Annotated in this window: 15 protein-coding genes and 2 tRNA genes; 12 read left to right on the top strand and 5 right to left on the bottom strand. The window is 41.3% G+C overall.

Features of this window, described 5'->3' with window-relative positions; genetic code table 11:
- Window positions 1-27: 27 nt before the first annotated feature.
- Window positions 28-1,950 carry a PD40 domain-containing protein gene (locus tag KDU71_RS08535; protein WP_212189624.1) on the bottom strand — a complete coding sequence of 641 codons (1,923 nt, stop codon included), beginning with the start codon at window positions 1,948-1,950 and terminating at the stop codon, window positions 28-30.
- A 274-nt stretch (window positions 1,951-2,224) separates the two neighbouring features.
- On the opposite strand from KDU71_RS08535, the gene KDU71_RS08530 reads away from it, so the two are divergent.
- The 4 genes from KDU71_RS08530 to KDU71_RS08515 all read left to right on the top strand — a co-directional run bounded on the left by KDU71_RS08530 (window position 2,225) and on the right by KDU71_RS08515 (window position 5,238).
- Window positions 2,225-2,614, top strand: coding sequence for a hypothetical protein (locus KDU71_RS08530; RefSeq protein ID WP_212189622.1), 390 nt, complete (start codon window positions 2,225-2,227; stop codon window positions 2,612-2,614).
- A gap of 216 nt (window positions 2,615-2,830) precedes the next feature.
- A complete protein-coding gene (gene rbfA, locus KDU71_RS08525; RefSeq protein WP_212189620.1) occupies window positions 2,831-3,169 on the top strand; it encodes a 30S ribosome-binding factor RbfA in 339 nt (112 codons plus the stop codon).
- A 2-nt stretch (window positions 3,170-3,171) separates the two neighbouring features.
- Window positions 3,172-3,993: a class I SAM-dependent methyltransferase gene (locus KDU71_RS08520; RefSeq protein WP_212189613.1), complete on the top strand. Its 822-nt coding sequence runs from the start codon at window positions 3,172-3,174 to the stop codon at window positions 3,991-3,993.
- Window positions 3,994-3,999: 6 nt separating this feature from the next.
- On the top strand, window positions 4,000-5,238 hold the full coding sequence (locus KDU71_RS08515) for an FtsX-like permease family protein (RefSeq protein ID WP_212189611.1): 1,239 nt from the start codon (window positions 4,000-4,002) through the stop codon (window positions 5,236-5,238).
- Here the strand turns inward: KDU71_RS08515 and dusB are convergent.
- On the bottom strand, window positions 5,214-6,212 hold the full coding sequence (gene dusB, locus KDU71_RS08510) for a tRNA dihydrouridine synthase DusB (RefSeq protein ID WP_212189609.1): 999 nt from the start codon (window positions 6,210-6,212) through the stop codon (window positions 5,214-5,216). The two genes, KDU71_RS08515 and dusB, sit on opposite strands and share 25 nt — an antisense overlap.
- A 157-nt stretch (window positions 6,213-6,369) precedes the next feature.
- Here dusB and KDU71_RS08505 point away from each other — a divergent pair, with 157 nt between their 5' ends.
- The 3 genes from KDU71_RS08505 to KDU71_RS08495 all read left to right on the top strand — a co-directional run bounded on the left by KDU71_RS08505 (window position 6,370) and on the right by KDU71_RS08495 (window position 10,331).
- The gene (locus KDU71_RS08505; RefSeq protein WP_212189607.1) at window positions 6,370-8,325 is read left to right on the top strand and encodes a histidine kinase; all 1,956 of its coding nucleotides are present in this window, start codon (window positions 6,370-6,372) and stop codon (window positions 8,323-8,325) included.
- 1 nt (window position 8,326) lies between these two features.
- Window positions 8,327-9,082, top strand: coding sequence for a LytR/AlgR family response regulator transcription factor (locus KDU71_RS08500; protein ID WP_212189605.1), 756 nt, complete (start codon window positions 8,327-8,329; stop codon window positions 9,080-9,082).
- Between the two features lie 166 nt (window positions 9,083-9,248).
- On the top strand, window positions 9,249-10,331 hold the full coding sequence (locus KDU71_RS08495) for a hypothetical protein (RefSeq protein WP_212189603.1): 1,083 nt from the start codon (window positions 9,249-9,251) through the stop codon (window positions 10,329-10,331).
- Here the strand turns inward: KDU71_RS08495 and KDU71_RS08490 are convergent.
- Window positions 10,328-10,846: a DNA-3-methyladenine glycosylase gene (locus KDU71_RS08490; protein WP_212189601.1), complete on the bottom strand. Its 519-nt coding sequence runs from the start codon at window positions 10,844-10,846 to the stop codon at window positions 10,328-10,330. The two genes, KDU71_RS08495 and KDU71_RS08490, sit on opposite strands and share 4 nt — an antisense overlap.
- 270 nt (window positions 10,847-11,116) lie before the next feature.
- Here KDU71_RS08490 and rplM point away from each other — a divergent pair, with 270 nt between their 5' ends.
- The 4 genes from rplM (at window position 11,117) to tsf (ending at window position 13,764) form a co-directional block, all read left to right on the top strand.
- The gene (gene rplM, locus KDU71_RS08485; RefSeq protein WP_212189599.1) at window positions 11,117-11,572 is read left to right on the top strand and encodes a 50S ribosomal protein L13; all 456 of its coding nucleotides are present in this window, start codon (window positions 11,117-11,119) and stop codon (window positions 11,570-11,572) included.
- A 5-nt stretch (window positions 11,573-11,577) separates the two neighbouring features.
- On the top strand, window positions 11,578-11,964 hold the full coding sequence (gene rpsI, locus KDU71_RS08480; protein WP_212189597.1) for a 30S ribosomal protein S9: 387 nt from the start codon (window positions 11,578-11,580) through the stop codon (window positions 11,962-11,964).
- A 111-nt stretch (window positions 11,965-12,075) separates the two neighbouring features.
- Window positions 12,076-12,897 (top strand): 30S ribosomal protein S2, encoded by an 822-nt coding sequence (rpsB, locus tag KDU71_RS08475; RefSeq protein WP_212189595.1) that lies wholly within the window; start codon window positions 12,076-12,078, stop codon window positions 12,895-12,897.
- Window positions 12,898-12,936: 39 nt separating this feature from the next.
- On the top strand, window positions 12,937-13,764 hold the full coding sequence (gene tsf, locus KDU71_RS08470; RefSeq protein ID WP_212189593.1) for a translation elongation factor Ts: 828 nt from the start codon (window positions 12,937-12,939) through the stop codon (window positions 13,762-13,764).
- Between the two features lie 348 nt (window positions 13,765-14,112).
- On the opposite strand, the gene KDU71_RS08465 is transcribed toward tsf, so the two are convergent.
- Both KDU71_RS08465 and KDU71_RS08460 read right to left on the bottom strand, forming a co-directional pair.
- A tRNA-Gln gene (locus KDU71_RS08465) sits at window positions 14,113-14,183 on the bottom strand.
- Between the two features lie 42 nt (window positions 14,184-14,225).
- A tRNA-Gln gene (locus KDU71_RS08460) sits at window positions 14,226-14,296 on the bottom strand.
- 236 nt (window positions 14,297-14,532) lie between these two features.
- Between KDU71_RS08460 and KDU71_RS08455 the strand changes: the two genes are divergently transcribed.
- The gene (locus KDU71_RS08455; RefSeq protein WP_212189591.1) at window positions 14,533-17,475 is read left to right on the top strand and encodes a glycosyltransferase family 117 protein; all 2,943 of its coding nucleotides are present in this window, start codon (window positions 14,533-14,535) and stop codon (window positions 17,473-17,475) included.
- The last annotated feature ends 86 nt before the right edge of the window (window positions 17,476-17,561 follow it).

Below are 17,561 nucleotides of genomic sequence, written 5' to 3'. Positions count from 1 at the left end.
AATCTACACTATATATCAACAAGAAAATTACTTGAGTTGTAAAGCCTCCACCTCACTCAATCGCCTCACAAACGAATCATCAAACTTACCCGATTGTTGAATTCTCTTTTGTGTGCGTTTGGCTGTTGGATAATCAATATATGCTCCGTATAAATAGCGGGTATAACCATCTTTACACTTGATCGTACGGATATCATCCACATCAAGACCTTTCAGATAGAGCGATGCAAATAGAGGACGTCTTTTCAAAGCCAACACCTGAAGCGTGAAATAAGGCGTGTATTCTATGTGTTTGATGTCTGCCTCAATAGCTGCCACGGCTGCAATATTCTGCTCAGAGAGTGTTTTGGCAACAATCACTCTTTTTAGAGGCGGTGTCATTTGTATCTCACTAAAAGAATATACTTTGGGTTCCTTTTGATAGGCCATCTCCGGCTCGACTGTAATTACTGATTCGCCCATTGGCTGGTTGATGGCCATCTGCTCAATGGAATATTCATGACCTGTTTCTAGAAACATTGTGTATTTCCCGCTTTGTTCATCAGGGCGGTAATCACCAACCAACTGACGGTCGGTCATGCGGGTTACCATTAATCGAATGGGTCCACGTTTCATATCGGCACTACTCACCTGCCCTTCAATAACCGCCAGTTCACCTTCAAAGGCCGCATCAAACTCCACCTTATAAATATCTGAACCACCATAATTATCATCAAAGCGTGACGATGCGTAATAAGCATGGCTCTTATCAAGACTGGGCAGGAAAAAGAAATCATCGTCAGGGGTGTTTATCGGGTATCCCAGGTTAACTGGCAATGACCATGTGCTATCAGAATTCATTTGGGCATAAAACACATCCAGTCGCCCCATAGAGTTATGTCCCTCCGAGGCAAAATACAAAGTACGGCCATCAGCATGTATCATGGAAGTTTCTTCATCAAACCTTGTGTTGATGGATGACCCCAGGTTACGAGCCTCTCCCCATCGTCCATAGGCATCTTTTTTACACATGTAAATATCCAGGCCGCCATAGCCCCCCTCACGGTCACTTGTAAAAAACAAAGTACTCCGGTCACCCGACAACGAGGCATGCGTTTCATCAGCTGGCGTATTGATAGGGTATGGTAATTTCACAGGCTCAGTCCACTCTCCTTTTTCCAGATAACTTACATATATACTTTTACCATCATTATCGCTACGATAAATAAACAGGCTATTACCATCGGGCGACAAGGATACTCCCGACTCATGCACCGGGTTCTTAAAAAAAACATTCAGGAGTTTGGCCTTTTCCCAATGTGCCTTTTCATTGGCCGATACATATACCTTTTCTGGAAACTGACCATCGGCTAATTCCGGCAGCTTGGCTTCAGGACGACGTGATGTGAACAACAATACATCTTCATATACATTAACTAACGGACTATGATCATCATACCTGCTATTCACAGCTTCCCCCAGGTTAGTAATAGTTAACTGTACAGGATTAGCTAAAAACACTTTGGCATTCCTACAATTATTGATTTCCTGCTCAATCTGTGCCTTAAAATCAAGGTCAGCATTATCAACTTTGGTTAGCAGAACATTATATACCAATATGGCGGAATCTGGCTTAAGCGAAACCTGATAGGCTTCTCCTAATGCCATCATAAAATCGTGCCCCAGAGGTGTTGCCTGGTCATCGGCACTTAGCTGACTTAAACCAGTTTGTAATGCAGGAATAGCTGATTCAGCTCCTTTGTTGGTATTTAAATAACATAAACCCAAATGCAAGTAGGCCTCTGTAAAGGTGGGAGAAGTCTTCACCAGATTTGAAAACGCACTAATGGCCTTTTCATAGTCATCTGATTCAGCATAATTTAATGCTTTAAAAAATGCCTTTTGTTCCTGGCGAACATTCTTCTTTTGCTGTGCTACTGACCAATTGCCAATCAATAACACAACTGCCAACAGAATTAGTTTAGTCCTAAAAATTATCATATAGTTATCCCGAACTACATATTCATCGCAAAATAAGTCAAATTTCCGTAAATACTTATCTATCAAACAAAAAAATGTTAACAAATGTTTACCAGGTCTTTTATCGCCGAAATGCAAATCCACTATACTCCTGAATACCTGAATCTTAATCCACATAAAACGACAAGTTTAATTTTCGACCAAACGCGCAGGAATAATATCAACTTGGCGTCCAAGGATTAATATTGAATAAAAACCGAACAAAATGAGCAATAAATTAGTTGTATTTACAGTTATTTTAATAGTTGCAGGCGCTTGCAACCTTAAAAGTAGTCAGAGGCAAAATTGGAGTGCCGAAGATATGGCCAAGAGGCAAACAATTATGATGCAGGAGGCTCTGCAATTAACTGAAGAGCAAAGGAGCAAGATTGAGCGTATTAACCTTAAGTTTGCAGACCAATTCAAAAAACTGAGGGACAATACTCAAGGAGATAGAGAAAAAATGCGTATATTGAGAGATGATTTACGTGACGCCAAATACAAAGAATTAGAAGCAGTGCTCAGTACTGAGCAGTTTGAAAAATATATAGTGCTCGAAGAAGAACGGGCGAAAGAAATGAGAAATGGGCACAGAGGTGAAAGAGGCGATAGATAGCCCATATTTTTTCATAATTGGTAAAAGTTTTGGTTTGAGAGACCTGTGATTCAAAGGAGTTGCAGGTTTTTTTTCGACCATATTATTGGTCATTCATTGATATGAGCCTGTTGTAAGAACAATATTTCCACCGAAAAAGCGTAATTTCGTGCTTTTAAACCAATGCAATAAATATGTGCATTGTTTGACAAGCATATTATATAGGAAACTAGTTACATGGATTCAACGAGACAAAAGAAAATATCCCGCCTTCTGCAAAAAGAAATAAGCGAAATCTTTCAGCGCGAAATGCGGGCTGTATGCCTTGGCACTATGGTTACAGTGACGGTTGTAAGAATATCACCAGATCTGGGGCAAGCCAAAGCATATTTAAGCATCTTCCCAACAGGAAATATTGACGAGGTGATGAAAGGAATTAATGAACAAAGTTCTCAAATCAGATTTGCCCTAGGTAAACGGGTTGGTAAACAAATGCGCATCATCCCGGAACTACGCTTCTTTGTTGATGACAGCCTCGATTACCTGGATAACATTGATCGTCTATTAAAAGATTAAGCATGCAGTACGATCCAATTAAACGTTCATTAGGAAAAGTATTTAATCAAACGCCTGCATTACGCATCTTTTTTTACCGCTTACTCGATCTTCTCTTACTCAGGGCCTGGTATATACGACGCGAGTTACGCCGGGTAGCGCGCCAGAATCAAAAAGAGATGCAAGTGCTGGATGCCGGAAGCGGATTTGGTCAATATGTGTATTATATGTCGTCGCTTGGCAAGCAGTGGACCATTAAAGGCGTTGATGTTAAGGAAGAACAAATTGCTGACTGCAACCAGTTTTTTGAGAAAATTAAACGCCACAACCGGGTGGTCTTTGAATATGCCGACCTCACAAAATTTGTTAATACAGAAGCCTATGATCTAATTCTTTCAGTAGATGTGATGGAGCATATCCTTGAAGACGAATTGGTTTTTGCCAATTTCTACCAGTCGATGAAAAAAGATGCAACGCTTATTATCTCTACACCATCGGATATGGGAGGCTCAGATACACATCACCACCACGAAGACGAAGGCGTGCATGGTTTTATTGATGAACACGTGCGAGATGGCTATAACGCCGAAGATATCAGAAAGAAACTGACAAAGGCAGGGTTCAGAAACATTCGAACATCCTATACATATGGGAAAGCCGGTAATATTTCATGGCGCCTTTCAATGAAATTTCCTATTAAAGCACTCAATACCACCAAGTTATTCTTCATTGCATTGCCATTCTATTACCTGGTTACTTATCCAATTGCCTTCGTACTCAACTGGATAGATATTAGCACACGTCACAGCAAAGGAACCGGTTTAATGGTAGTAGCCCAAAAGTAATAACGCATGAAGTTAGCCTTTGACATAGCGCGCCGGTATTTATACGCCAAGAAATCGCAGAACATTATTAACATCATCTCGATGATTTCGGTTTTCGGCGTATTAACAGGCAGTATGGCTTTGGTAATCGTGCTATCTGTCTTCAACGGGGTGCATGGTCTAATGGGCGATCTGTACACAGCTTTCGATCCTGATTTAAAAGTTGTACCCTTAACGGGGAAAGTAATATCTACCGACTCAATACCTTATGAAGATATTAAGCAAACCGAAGGTGTGCTAAGCATCTCAGAGGTACTGGAACATCAGGCACTACTTCGATTCCGCCAGCGCAAAATACCCGGCATGATTATGGGTGTTGATACCATGTTTAATAAGGTGAGCAGCATCGATTCAATAATGATTGATGGCAAGTATGAGCTAAAATACAAATCGGAGTTCAGAGGGGTTATTGGTAAACGTCTGGCCGATCAGCTGGCTATTCGGCTCAATTTTGTGACACCGCTTACCATGTATGTTCCCAAGCGCCTGGGCAATGTTAACATGATGGCACCACAAAATGCTTTCAGGCAAGAATACTTAAGCCCATCAGGTTTCTTTGCCGTCAATCAGGAAGAGTATGACGGACAATACCTGATTGTTGACATTGAACAAGCCCGAAGATTATTACAATACGATGACAAAACCATCTCGTCGCTGGCCATTAAGGTAGATGACAATGCCGACATAGCGAAAGTAGAAAAAGCCATTCAGGCATTGGCTGGTGAGCAAATGAATGTATTGAACCAACAGGAACAACACGAGGCGTTTTATAAAGTGATGAAGGTGGAAAAGCTCATGGCCTACATCATACTTAGCTTTATTATAGCCATTGCAGCCTTTAATATTGTGGCCAATCTGGCCATGCTTATTTACGAAAAGAAGGAAAGCATTTTTACGCTTAAAAGCATGGGTGCTAATAAGCGTTTAATCACCCGCATTTTCATGACTGAAGGCTGGTTAATTTCAGTTGCTGGCATTATCATAGGCTCATTGCTGGGAATTGTCATCGTTTTAGTGCAAGAACATTTCGGCATCATCAAATTTAGTGGCAGTGGCAATTATATAACCGATGCCTACCCCGTGGTGCTGCAATGGACAGATGTGGTCCTGGTCATTATTACCGTTTCCATTATCAGCGCCCTGGCAGCCTGGTATCCGGTAAGAGTGATTGTTGGCAGGTATTACGCCGAGTCAGCCTCTGAATAATCAGCATACTTATCGCCAATTTGCATAAGCACTTCTGATATCCCGGCAACTGTCTTTTCTCTTAACAGCTGGATACGCAATGGCCTGATATCAGGTAGATTTTTAAACGGAATGGCCAGATGGCGGCGGGCATGCAGTATTCCACGACGCTCTCCAATCATTGCGCAGGATTTTTGTACAATCTCATCCATCAATTGAGCCTGCTCTTTAATAGTCAAAGGCGGAAGCAATTCACCTGTATCCAGAAAGTGCTTTATCTCTTTAAATATCCATGGTCTTCCAATGGACGCCCTGCCAATCATCAAACCATCCACATTATAATCATCAAAAAACTGCTTGGCCTTCTGCGGGCTGTCAACATCGCCGTTACCAATAATTGGTATGTTGATGCGCGGATTTTCCTTCACTTTCCCAATCAGGGTCCAGTCGGCTATTCCATTGTACATTTGCTCTTTGGTGCGCCCATGAATACACAAGGCCTTTACGCCAACATCCTGTAATTGCTCTGCCACCTGCTCAATCACCAGCGATTCACTATCCCAACCCAATCGGGTTTTGGCAGTAACAGGTATATTTACAGCCTTTACAACAGCATCGGTAATCGCCAGCATCTTTGGGATATCCAGCAAAAGACCTGAACCACTTCCTTTACCGGCAATTTTTTTAACCGGACAGCCAAAATTCAAATCAATCACGTCAGGATTAGCCGCTTCAGCCATTTTGGCTGCCACCACCATCTTCTCTATATCATTTCCATAAATCTGTATCCCAACAGGTCTCTCCGCATCCATCAACTCCAGCTTGCGCAACGAACGATTAACATTGCGCACCAATGCATCGGCCGACACAAACTCGGTATACATCATATCTACTCCCTGCTCTTTGCAAAACACCCGGAATGACGGATCAGTCACATCTTCCATTGGTGCCAAAAACAATGGTTTATCCCCTAATTCAAGCTTTCCTATCTTCACAGCCTTCTATAATTTTCGTGCAAATATATATTTATTCCCGCCTTGGTAGTGTTTATAACTTGGTTAATAACTTTCTGTTCAAATAAAAACATTCACGCTTAAATTTTTATAATTTGTACTAAAGTGTAAATTAGCCGTTCACTAAAGTCGAAGAATTTTGGATCTGAGAAACACACTCATCATATTAATTACCTCGTTCGTATTATTCAGTTGCGACTTTCAAAAGGCGGAAGTTTCTGATGAACTGATAGAAACATCTGTATCTGCACAGGATTCATTGATGATTGAACAGCTTATTTTACAATCGAATGAAACGTATGATGCCAGCTCGGGCAACTTACCCGCTTTTGACAACTACCTGAAGGAGGCTGAAGATATGGCGATAAAAGGTGATTTCAACAACTACCTTTTCAATATTTATACACTTGTAGGTCAAAGGCTCCGCAACAAATCCTACTATTCTGATGCTATGAAGATGCTGCAAAAGGCACTTAACATAGCCGAAGCCTCAAACAACCTGCAGTTTCAAACAAGAGCTTATAACCAAATAGGCGTTATATTTCGACGAATAGATGAAAACCCACAGGCGCTGGATATGCATATGAAAGCGCTCCAACTAGCCGAACAATGCAATGACTCACTTAGCCTTAGCAAGGCCATTAACGGAATGGGTAATGTAAGTATAGCCATGGAAAGGTATCATTCGGCCATTGAATATTTCAGACGCGGGTTACACATATCCGAACGGATGAATAATATGCTGGGTATGGCCATTAATACCAATAATATTGGTGAAGCTTACATGAAGCTGAACCAGCTGGATTCGGCCATGTATTATTATTTTAAATCACTTGATTACAATACGCAAATCAACAGCCGGGTGGGCCAATCCATCTGCTACAACAGCATAGGCAGTGCCTATATAGCCAAGCAGCAAAACAGATTGGCACTCGACTACCTTTTAAAAGCATTAGAGATCAATCAGGAGTTGGAAGATCGTATGCTTACCTCGGTTAGCTACACACAAATAGGTAAAACATACCTGAATGACAATCTGCCAAACCGGGCCATCACCTACCTGGAGCAAGGCTTAAACATGGCCATGGAAATTGGCTCGAAATACACAGCCGAAGAAGCAGCATCACTGCTCTCAAAAGCCTATGAGCAAAACCAGCTATACAATCGCTCCCTTGAATACTACAAGCTGGCAACAAGTTTTAAGGATAGTATACTTAATGAGAAAAATCTGTTTCATATGGCTTCCATTGAAGCCAAATACAACAATACCCTGCAGCAACTGCAAATAGATGAATTGAACAAAGAAGCATTGTTGCAAAAAACATTGCTATCCAAGCAGCGCTCGGTGCTTGTGGCAACAGTAGTTGTAGTAATTGTACTGGTGGTAGTTGCCATGCTCATAATATTCCAGGGAAGACTGCGCAGTCGTTATAAAAACCTGCGCTTTCAGCAGCGCCTGCTGCGCTCCCAAATGAATCCGCATTTTATTTTTAATGCTCTAAGCGCCATACAGGTATTTATATTGGAAAACAACATGGAGAAGTCCAGCCGCTTTTTATCTGACTTTTCCAAGTTGATGCGACATGTATTACGCAGTAGCAACTATGAGTTTATCCCCATCCAGGAAGAAACCGAAATGTTGCAATACTACTTGAAAATACAGCAACTTCGCTTCTCCCCGCCCTTTACATTTGATATTATCATCAGCGACGAAATAAAGAACAACAAGGTAGTTATCCCGCCTATGCTGATTCAACCATTTGTAGAAAACGCAATAGAACACGGCCTTAAGCCACTGGGTGAAACTGGCAAGCTTATTGTTCGCATTCTCAAAAACGGGAATCAAATGATTCTGGAAGTAGATGATAACGGCCTGGGCATTGATTATCAGGATCGATTAAGCAAAAGCGAAAAACAGCACGAATCGATGGCTATAAAGATTACCCAGGAAAGACTTAGCATATTAGAGAAAGACACAAAACAGAAAACAACATTTGAAATCTTCGACAAAAAGAAGAAAGACCCGTTTGAAAGAGGCACAATAGCCCGCATATCAATACCTTTAATCACCCAGGAAACAACCTTAAAAACCTGAAATGAAACGAATAAAAACATTAATAATAGAAGACGATCCGCTCAATGCATTAGCTGTATGCAGGGTTATTGAAAAGCACTTCCCTGAGATCAACATCGTTGGCAAGGCTGAACGAGTGAATGAGGCAGTTGACAAAATAAACAGCCTTCAACCAGAGCTTTTATTAATGGACATTCACTTAATTGATGGAACCTCATTTGACGTTATCAAACTTTGTAAAAACATGGACTTTAAGATCGTATTTATGTCGGCCTATCATGAGTACGCGGTTAAAGCCTTGCAGCATGCTGCAGTTGAATTTGTATTCAAACCATTCGATATTAACGAATTGGTAATTGCCATTGACAAAGCCATTGACGAACTGCTTGACCAGAATTACAGACTCAAAATACAAACCCTTTTCAATAACATCGAACACAATGAGCATCAAATAATCTTACAGGGTAAAACCAACTTCAGAGTGTTCAATGTCAACGAAATTGCTTGGGGCAAAGCGATTCAGGGAGGAGCTAATTTCTACATGACTGACAACAGTTACTACTTTGCAGCTAAACCTTTGAGGCGCTATGAAGCCATGCTGACTGATCATTCTTTTTTCAGATGTCATCCACATTATTTAATCAACCTCAATCAGGTTAAAGAAGTTAAACCCGAATTACAGCGCATAAAAATGAACACTGGCGATGAAGTAATGTATGAAGATAGGCGTTACGACCAGTTAATTGAACTACTGGAGCTAAGTAAGATGTATGCGTAATTATTCCAAATAACAAATCGATTAAAAAAATTTATCTTTTTTTATAACTTTTTTATCGCAATAAAGTATTAGTAGGTGAGTGTTTAAAAATTGGGAAATCATCTAACTAATTAAGCAAATGTTTCGTGGGATTGGTGTACTTTGTTGTGTGGTATTTTGGTGCAGTATGAGTCTTGCACAGGTTGACCAAACCTGGCGATATTACTATCCTGAATTCAAAGAAAACGCAGGCAACAACCTGTATTTCAGACTTGAAAACAACAACTTCGTTAAAAACAACGAATACTTCGGCAACTACATTGAAGGATATACCCTAATGGGTTACACAGCCCAACCCTCATTGGTTTATTATGCAGGTTCCCGTTTACGAATAAAGGCAGGTGTGCATGTCATCCAGTTCAGTGGCATGAACGAATTCACAGAAGTACTACCAACATTTTCTATACACACAAAACTTACCGACAAACTTGATTTAATAATGGGGGGACTTAAAGGCGATATACACCACCGATTAATAGAGCCTTTATTCGATCCTGAAAATCAATATACACGCCCCATAGAAAACGGATTTCAGTTTGTATATACCTCTGATAAACTATGGTTGGACACCTGGGTAGACTGGGAGCAGTTTATCTTTTTAGGCGATGATAAACCTGAAAAATTTACCGCTGGTTTGAGTACCGAATTTACACTTACAAAACCAGAAAGCGATTTCAGTTTGAGCATTCCCGGGCAACTTGTGGCCACTCATCTAGGAGGACAGATAAGTAACTATAGTGAACGTATGCAATCATTAGCCAACCTGGCAACCGGACTAAAAATGAGCTACGATATTGGAGAGGGATTTATCCGAGACATTGGCATTGCCACCTATTTTGCTACTTATCATGATCTCACTGCTCAATCTGGCTGGGATTTCACCAATGGTAATGCCATATATCCGGTAGCAGAGGTCAACTACAAATACGGCACATTAATGACCGGCTTCTGGCGAGCGCACAATTTTCTGGCACCTAAAGGAAATTCTATATTTCAGTCAACATCCAACTACCAGCCAGGGTATTACACCGAATACCGCAACTTAATTACTTCAAAATTGAGCTTTACCAAAACGTTTATGAAGCAGATAAAGTTTAGCGCTATGGTAGAAACATACTATGATGTGCCAGCCAGTCAGTTTGACTATTCTTATGGCATTAACCTGGTATTTACACCTAACTTTTTTATTTCGAAAGTTAAGTTTGATTAAGGCATCAGCCATTCAAAACGCCACTTCTTATTTCGCCACTCTTCAGGAGCATAATCAATTCCGATTCGCTCGGTCCGGCGAACTGTACCTGCTACTATTTCTTTCGAGTCTTCGATCCACAAACGTGAAGAGATGACAATTGATTCGCCATAAAAGCTTTTGTCAAGATGCAGAACCTTCCCCACCCGGCCCGGTCCGTCTATATTTTTAACTGCACGAATTAATACCGCTTGTGGTTCATCATTTTGGCCGGTAACAATATTCAACATCCAATACATCCCATAAATTAAATAGACATAAACCACACCACCTTCGTGATACATGACTTCGGTGCGACTTGTTCTTCCTTTACTGGCATGGCAGGCACCATCTTCCTCACCACGGTACGCTTCAGTTTCAACAATCACAAATCGTTCTTCCCGGCCGTCATTAAAACGTCGAACCAGCACCTTACCCAGTAGAGAACTGGCCACCACCAAAACATCCTGGCGAAAAAAATCTACATCTAACCTCATAGTTTAAATATCAATCCCTGCCAACTACATATGAACCATTTAATAACGAAGTTGTCCCTTAATAATGATTTCAGCAAACATTAGTGCTTTTTTAATCAAATAATTAGCACAATAAAAATAAAAGCAGTAATTTTGCGGCCGATTATTATCCGAGCCGAAAGGTATGGCCTTCAGTTTCAAGGCAGTTGGGGTGGGACCTGATTGTTGCGATTCGAACGCGCTACCTTTGCAAACTGTTTATTAATAAGTCGAATTTTAAAAAGGAAGACTGTGGATACGTTAAGTTACAAAACGATTTCAGCCAACAAAGCGACTGCCAACAAAGAGTGGGTTGTGGTAGATGCTGCTGATATGGTATTAGGTCGTTTAGCTACAAAAGTTGCTAAACTACTTAGAGGAAAGTATAAGCCAAATTATACACCTCACGTAGATTGCGGAGATAATGTAATTATCTTAAACGCAGACAAAATCAAAATGACCGGTAACAAGTGGGACCAGCGTTTATTTTTCTACCATAGTGGTTACCCAGGAGGACGTCGCGACGTGACGCCTGCGGAAATGTTCGCTAAAAAGCCGGAAAGATTAGTTGAAAGAGCTATCAAAGGTATGCTACCTAAGAACCGTCTTGGACGTCAGCTTTTCAGAAACTTATATGTTTATACTGGAACTGAACACAAGCACGAAGCTCAACAACCTAAAGTAATTGATATTAACGCCATTAAATAAGTACTATGGAAGTAATTAATGCGATTGGTAGAAGAAAAGCGGCTGTTGCTCGTATTTATGTGAGCCAGGGAAGTGGTAATATCACTATCAATAAGCGTGAATTAGCGCAATATTTCCCAGCTGCAACATTACAATATATTGTAAAACAACCATTAAACACCGTTGGTGTTGCTGACAACTACGACATTAAAGTTAACCTTTATGGTGGTGGTTTCAAGGGACAGGCTGAAGCAGTTCGCTTAGCTATTGCCCGTGCACTTGTAAAAATTGATGCTGAAAGCAAGCCGGCTCTTAAGGCGGAAGGTTTCATGACTCGTGATTCACGTGTTGTTGAACGTAAGAAGCCAGGTCGTCCTAAAGCACGTAAGAGATTCCAGTTCTCTAAACGTTAATATTTATCAGGTGTGTTTAGTATCTAAATCTTTAAGACTTCTCAACGTATTATTGGGGAACTACTTGAAGATTGATTTAAACAGAAAGTAAACAACTTTAAAAAAATTACAATGCCAAGAGTTAATTTCGAGGAATTATTGGAAGCAGGTGTACACTTTGGTCACCTGAAAAGAAAGTGGAACCCAGCCATGGCGCCTTACATTTTCATGGAGCGCAATGGAATCCACATTTTAGACCTTCACAAAACTGCTGTGAAGATCGACGAAGCTGCTGATGCACTTAAACAGATTGCAAAATCGGGTCGGAAAGTGCTTTTTGTAGCTACTAAAAAGCAAGCTAAAGAAATCATCGCTGATAAAGTTGGTGGTGTAAACATGCCTTATGTTACTGAGCGTTGGCCAGGTGGTATGTTAACCAACTTCCCCACTATTCGTAAAGCGGTGAAGAAAATGACTTCTATCGACAAAATGATGGCTGACCCAAGTCAGTGGAAAAACTTGTCGAAGAGAGAAAGGCTTCAAATTACCCGTCAGCGTGCCAAACTTGATAAAACTTTAGGTTCTATCGCTGACTTAACACGTCTTCCTGCTGCAATGTTTGTTGTTGACGTAATGAAAGAGCACATTGCTGTAAAAGAAGCTATTCGTTTGAATATTCCTGTATTTGGTATCGTTGATACTAACTCAGATCCAGCACCAATCGATTTCGTAATCCCTGCTAACGATGACGCCACTAAGTCTATCGAGCTGATTACTGAGGTGATGACTAAGGCTATTCAGGAAGGATTAAGCGAGCGCAAAGTAGAGAAAGACAACGAAGGATCGAAAGAAAAGAAAGCTCGTGCTAAAAAAGCTGAACCTGCAAAGGAAGCAGCTAAAAAAGAAGAAGCTCCTGCTAAAGAATCTTCATCAGAAGAAACTGCAGGCGAGTAATTCGATTATTTTTGTCTAACAACTTTAAAAAATTATATCATGGCTATTACTGCTGCTGACGTAAGCAAACTAAGAAAAAGTACCGGTGCCGGTATGATGGATTGTAAAAAAGCTCTAACAGAAGCTGAAGGCGATTTCGACAAAGCTGTTGAAATCATCCGTAAAAAAGGACAGGCTATCGCTAACAAGCGTGCCGACCGCGAAGCTACTGAAGGAGTTGTTTTGGCAAAAGTTACCGCTGACAAGAAAAGAGGTGCGTTAATCGTATTAAACTGCGAAACTGACTTCGTTGCTAAAAACGAAAGCTATGTTGATTTCGCAATGACAATTCTTGATTTGGCAATTGCTGAAAATCCAGCTGACTTAGAAGCTTTAAAAGCGTTAGAATTGAACGGCCGTCCAGTTGCTGAGTTAGTTTCTGAGCAAAGTGGTGTAATCGGCGAGAAACTTGATTTAGCTGCTTACGAAGTAATCAGCGCCGAATCAGTTACTGCCTACATCCACGCTGGTAACAAGTTGGCTACTTTGGTTGCTTTCAACCAGGCTGACATTGACGAGCAAGTTGGTAAAGACGTTGCTATGCAGGCTGCCGCAATGGCTCCTGTAGCTGTTGACGCCGACAGTGTACCTGCTGATGTTAAAGAGAAAGAATTGGAGATTGGTAAAGACATGGCCCGTAACGAGGGTAAACCAGAAGCAATGTTGGAAAAGATTGCAATGGGTCGTCTGAACAAGTTCTTCAAAGAAAACACTTTAATGGAGCAAGCGTTTGTTAAAGACAACAAAGTAACTATTAAGCAATACCTTGACAATACAAGCAAAGGCTTAAAAGCTGTTGACTTCAAACGTTACACTTTGAACAACTAGTAGTTAATCATTCTACTTTATATAAAAGGGAGCAAATAGCTCCCTTTTTTTTGCTATATACCAAACCCATCATTTAAAGCCCTTACCTCATTCCATTATTAATTGGCTCAATCCCTTAGAGTACCTGAAATTTGCCAATTATTAAAGAGAAATTCAAATAGCCTAAGCTAAAACTTTAGATGAAAGAAGGCAATTTAGAGAGAACCCCGTGCGAATTACTTCGCTCTACAAATCGTTCATAAAAGAGGGCAAAAACTGGGAGTTCTAGTTAGGTTATTAGAAAAAGATACAAACAGAATGGTAGTAATAAAAAAACGCCTCCCAATCTATTGAGAAGCGTTTCGGACGTTGTCTCACAAGGATTCGAACCCTGACTAACTGGACCAAAACCAGTTGTGCTACCATTACACCATGAGACAAACTTATCAAAAATAAACCTCCTTTTTCAGGAGGTTAAGTTGTTGTCTCACAAGGATTCGAACCCTGACTAACTGGACCAAAACCAGTTGTGCTACCATTACACCATGAGACAATTCCCATGCTTTTGTTTTAAAAGCGATGCAAAGATAGAGAGTTTTTCTTTCAATGCAAGAAATTTTTTCAAAAATATTGGCTTGAATTCGTTAGCCTGTATGACTCAGAGAGTTTTATGACACCAACAACCAATAGAGTCTTAACTGATGTTACATACATAAAAACAATCACCCGGATGTAGTAAGTGAGTATCAGTGATAAAAACTATCTTTAAGAACAAAATAGCACGAAATCATGATTTCAACCAAAAAGCTTAACCTCGTATTGGGCTGGAGCCTCTTTATTATATCATCAATCCTGTACTGGAGCACCATGGCACCCACAGTTAGCTTGTGGGACTGTGGCGAATTCATCGCCTGCATGGCCAAAATGGAGGTCGGTCACCCACCAGGGGCACCCTTTTACCTGATTCTTGGCAAAGCCTTTAACCTATTCGCTTTTGAACCATCTCAAATAGCATATACAGCCAATATCTTATCGGTTTTTGCATCAGGTGCAACGGTTATGCTTTTGTATTTTTCGGCTGAGCACATGCTTCGTAAGCTATTTAGTCAACATACCCAGACACTTAAAGGCTATTTACTACTTGCTGGTTCAGCTGCCATTGGGGCGCTTGCCTTTGCAGTATCTGACACCTTCTGGTTTTCAGCTGTTGAAGCAGAGGTATATGCCCTATCTGTATTTTTTACAGCTCTTTGTTTCTGGCTATTCCTCAAATGGGAAGATGCCAATAGCCAAACAGGCTCGGGTACTCGCTGGCTGGTACTGATTGCCTATCTGATGGGCATTTCCGTAGGTGTTCACTTGCTAAACCTGCTTATCATTCCGGTGTTGGTATTGCTGATATTATTACGTCAAAAAGCATTCTCGTGGGCATTACTGGCCAAAGCAATGGCCATTGGTGGCGCTATATTAGGACTTTTACTTTTTGGCATCATACAAAACGGGCTTTGGCTGGCAGGTAAAATGGAAATTTTGATGGTCAGCAGCTGGGGGTTACCCATTAACGCGGGCTTATTAACCTTTGCTGTAATAGTGTTTGGTGGCTTGTTTTATGCGGTTTTTGCCACGCTAAAAAAGAACAACTGGCAACACATGCTGGCGGTATGTACCTTGGTATTTATGATTGGCTACTCTTCTTATGCCATGATTATTATTCGGGCCGATGCCAATACACCTATCAACCTGAATGATCCTTCAAGCGTTTTTTCGCTGGACAGTTTTCTGAACCGCGAACAGTATGCACAGAATCCACTTTTATACGGCCATTACTACAACACAGCTGCAGGCGATTTGCAATACAAAGATGCTTATCGCAAAAGCGGTCAAGGCTACGAATCGTATAAAAAATCAGACAGCTATGATTATGACGATAAGGGCTGTGGCATCTTCCCAAGGATGCATAGCAACAACCCTGCTCATAAATACGGCTATCAGCAATGGGCCGGGGCCAATCCTAATAGTACTGAGAAACCTTCATTCGTTACTAACCTGCGCTTCTTCTTTAATTACCAGGTCAACCACATGTACATTCGCTATTTCATGTGGAATTTTTCCGGGCGCCAGAATGACGAACAAAGCCACGGCGATATTCAGAAAGGCAACTGGATTACAGGCATTCCGTTTATTGACCATAGCATAGAAGGCAGCCAGTTACACAGCTTGTCCGTCAGCAATCCATCGCGCAATGTCTATTTTATGCTGCCCCTCATTTTGGGTTTAATAGGCATTGTGTCGCTGATAAACAAAGGCAAAAACAGCAAGAAGTACCTGGCCGTAACGGGCTTACTTATGCTGATGACCGGACCGGTAATTATCCTTTACCTCAATCAAACACCATTTGAACCCCGCGAGCGCGATTACGCATTTGTCGGCTCATTTTTTGCATTTGGCCTTTTCATTGCGTTTGGAGCTTTCGCGGTTATCAATTTCATCTACTTAAAAACAAAAAGCTATTTGTCGGCGGGACTGGGAAGTATTTTGGTGCTTGTAGCTGTGCCGCTTTTGATGGTGACACAAAATTACCATGATCATGATCGCTCGGGAAGAGAATTTGCACTGATGCAGGCCAAAAGCTATCTCAACTCTTGCGAACCCAATGCTATTCTGTTCACCTATGGCGACAACGACACCTACCCCCTCTGGTATGCGCAGGAAGTGGAAGACTACAGAACCGATATTAGAGTAATTAACTACGGCTTAATGGGTGCCGATTGGTGCATACAGCAGCTGGCGGGTGCCATTAATCAAACACCCCCTACTTCGCTAAGCATCGCACAGGAACGCTACAAAACAGGCAACCTTGACTACGCATTATTGCTGGAACAAAGTCCGGAGTATGCACCCTTGCAGAGTGTTGTGCAATTCATTGGAAGCAACAAGGAAACTTCGAAACTACCCATGCAAAATGGCATGAAGGTGGACTTTTCGCCGGTTAATCGCTTCACACTACCATACGATGATAAGGACACCCTTAAATGGCAATGTCCCAAGCGTGTGTTGTATAAAAATGACATTGCCCTGCTTGATATAATCGCCAGTAACAATTGGGAACGCCCCATTTACTTTACCATTGGTGCCGACCCGGAAATATTCAACGGCCTGGAGAAGCATTTAAGGTACGACGGATTGGTTTACAAACTTGTGCCCCAAAGGCAGCAAGACAACACCCCTATCTTTTACGATACTGATCAACTGCTCAACACCTTCATAAATAAAATTGATCTGGGAGATGGCTCACTAGCTTATTACGATCACTATTGCCGTCGTACATTTGATGTTATCAAATACCGTCAGATTGGCAACCTGCTTGCTGCCGATTTACTGGAGCAGAAAAGAATGGAGGAAGCACAGGCAGTCGTCTTAAAAAGCCTGAAGGAATTGCCCATTGAGGCTGGCCCTGATGTGGCCGGCAACCTGCCGCTTGTTCATTTAGCCTTTGAGTGCGGACTCGAAGAAAAAGCGCTGCAATATGCCAGTTACCTGTTAGGCCGACACCTGAACAACCTCCTATGGTATGCTGCTTTGCCCCAGCGTAAGCAACAATTTGCAGCCAACACCTTTCAGCAGGAGCTTGAAAAAGGCCAATTGGTGAAAATGGTTTTGGATACCATCAATGATCCGGTACTAAACCAACAATTAACCAACGTTTATAAGCAACTAGGCATAGAGCTATAAATCTAATTATTTGCCAATTAACGAACTATGTCGTGAAATTGTCATGAAAATGACACCATCAAAAAGTAATTGTCGATAGGGCATTC

It is taken from the genome of Carboxylicivirga sediminis (assembly GCF_018156225.1).
Classification (GTDB): domain Bacteria; phylum Bacteroidota; class Bacteroidia; order Bacteroidales; family Marinilabiliaceae; genus Carboxylicivirga; species Carboxylicivirga sediminis.
Note: the sequence above shows the minus strand (reverse complement) of the source record. Positions and strands in the feature narration are given on the sequence as shown.

Coding starts and splice junctions, on each gene's coding strand:
- rbfA (WP_212189620.1), top strand. CDS start 2,831: ATGGATTCAACGAGACAAAAGAAAATATCCCGCCTTCTGCAAAAAGAA.
- KDU71_RS08455 (WP_212189591.1), top strand. CDS start 14,533: ATGATTTCAACCAAAAAGCTTAACCTCGTATTGGGCTGGAGCCTCTTT.
- rpsB (WP_212189595.1), top strand. CDS start 12,076: ATGCCAAGAGTTAATTTCGAGGAATTATTGGAAGCAGGTGTACACTTT.
- rpsI (WP_212189597.1), top strand. CDS start 11,578: ATGGAAGTAATTAATGCGATTGGTAGAAGAAAAGCGGCTGTTGCTCGT.
- KDU71_RS08500 (WP_212189605.1), top strand. CDS start 8,327: ATGAAACGAATAAAAACATTAATAATAGAAGACGATCCGCTCAATGCA.
- KDU71_RS08490 (WP_212189601.1), bottom strand. CDS start 10,846: ATGAGGTTAGATGTAGATTTTTTTCGCCAGGATGTTTTGGTGGTGGCC.
- KDU71_RS08530 (WP_212189622.1), top strand. CDS start 2,225: ATGAGCAATAAATTAGTTGTATTTACAGTTATTTTAATAGTTGCAGGC.
- KDU71_RS08520 (WP_212189613.1), top strand. CDS start 3,172: ATGCAGTACGATCCAATTAAACGTTCATTAGGAAAAGTATTTAATCAA.
- KDU71_RS08515 (WP_212189611.1), top strand. CDS start 4,000: ATGAAGTTAGCCTTTGACATAGCGCGCCGGTATTTATACGCCAAGAAA.
- KDU71_RS08495 (WP_212189603.1), top strand. CDS start 9,249: ATGAGTCTTGCACAGGTTGACCAAACCTGGCGATATTACTATCCTGAA.
- tsf (WP_212189593.1), top strand. CDS start 12,937: ATGGCTATTACTGCTGCTGACGTAAGCAAACTAAGAAAAAGTACCGGT.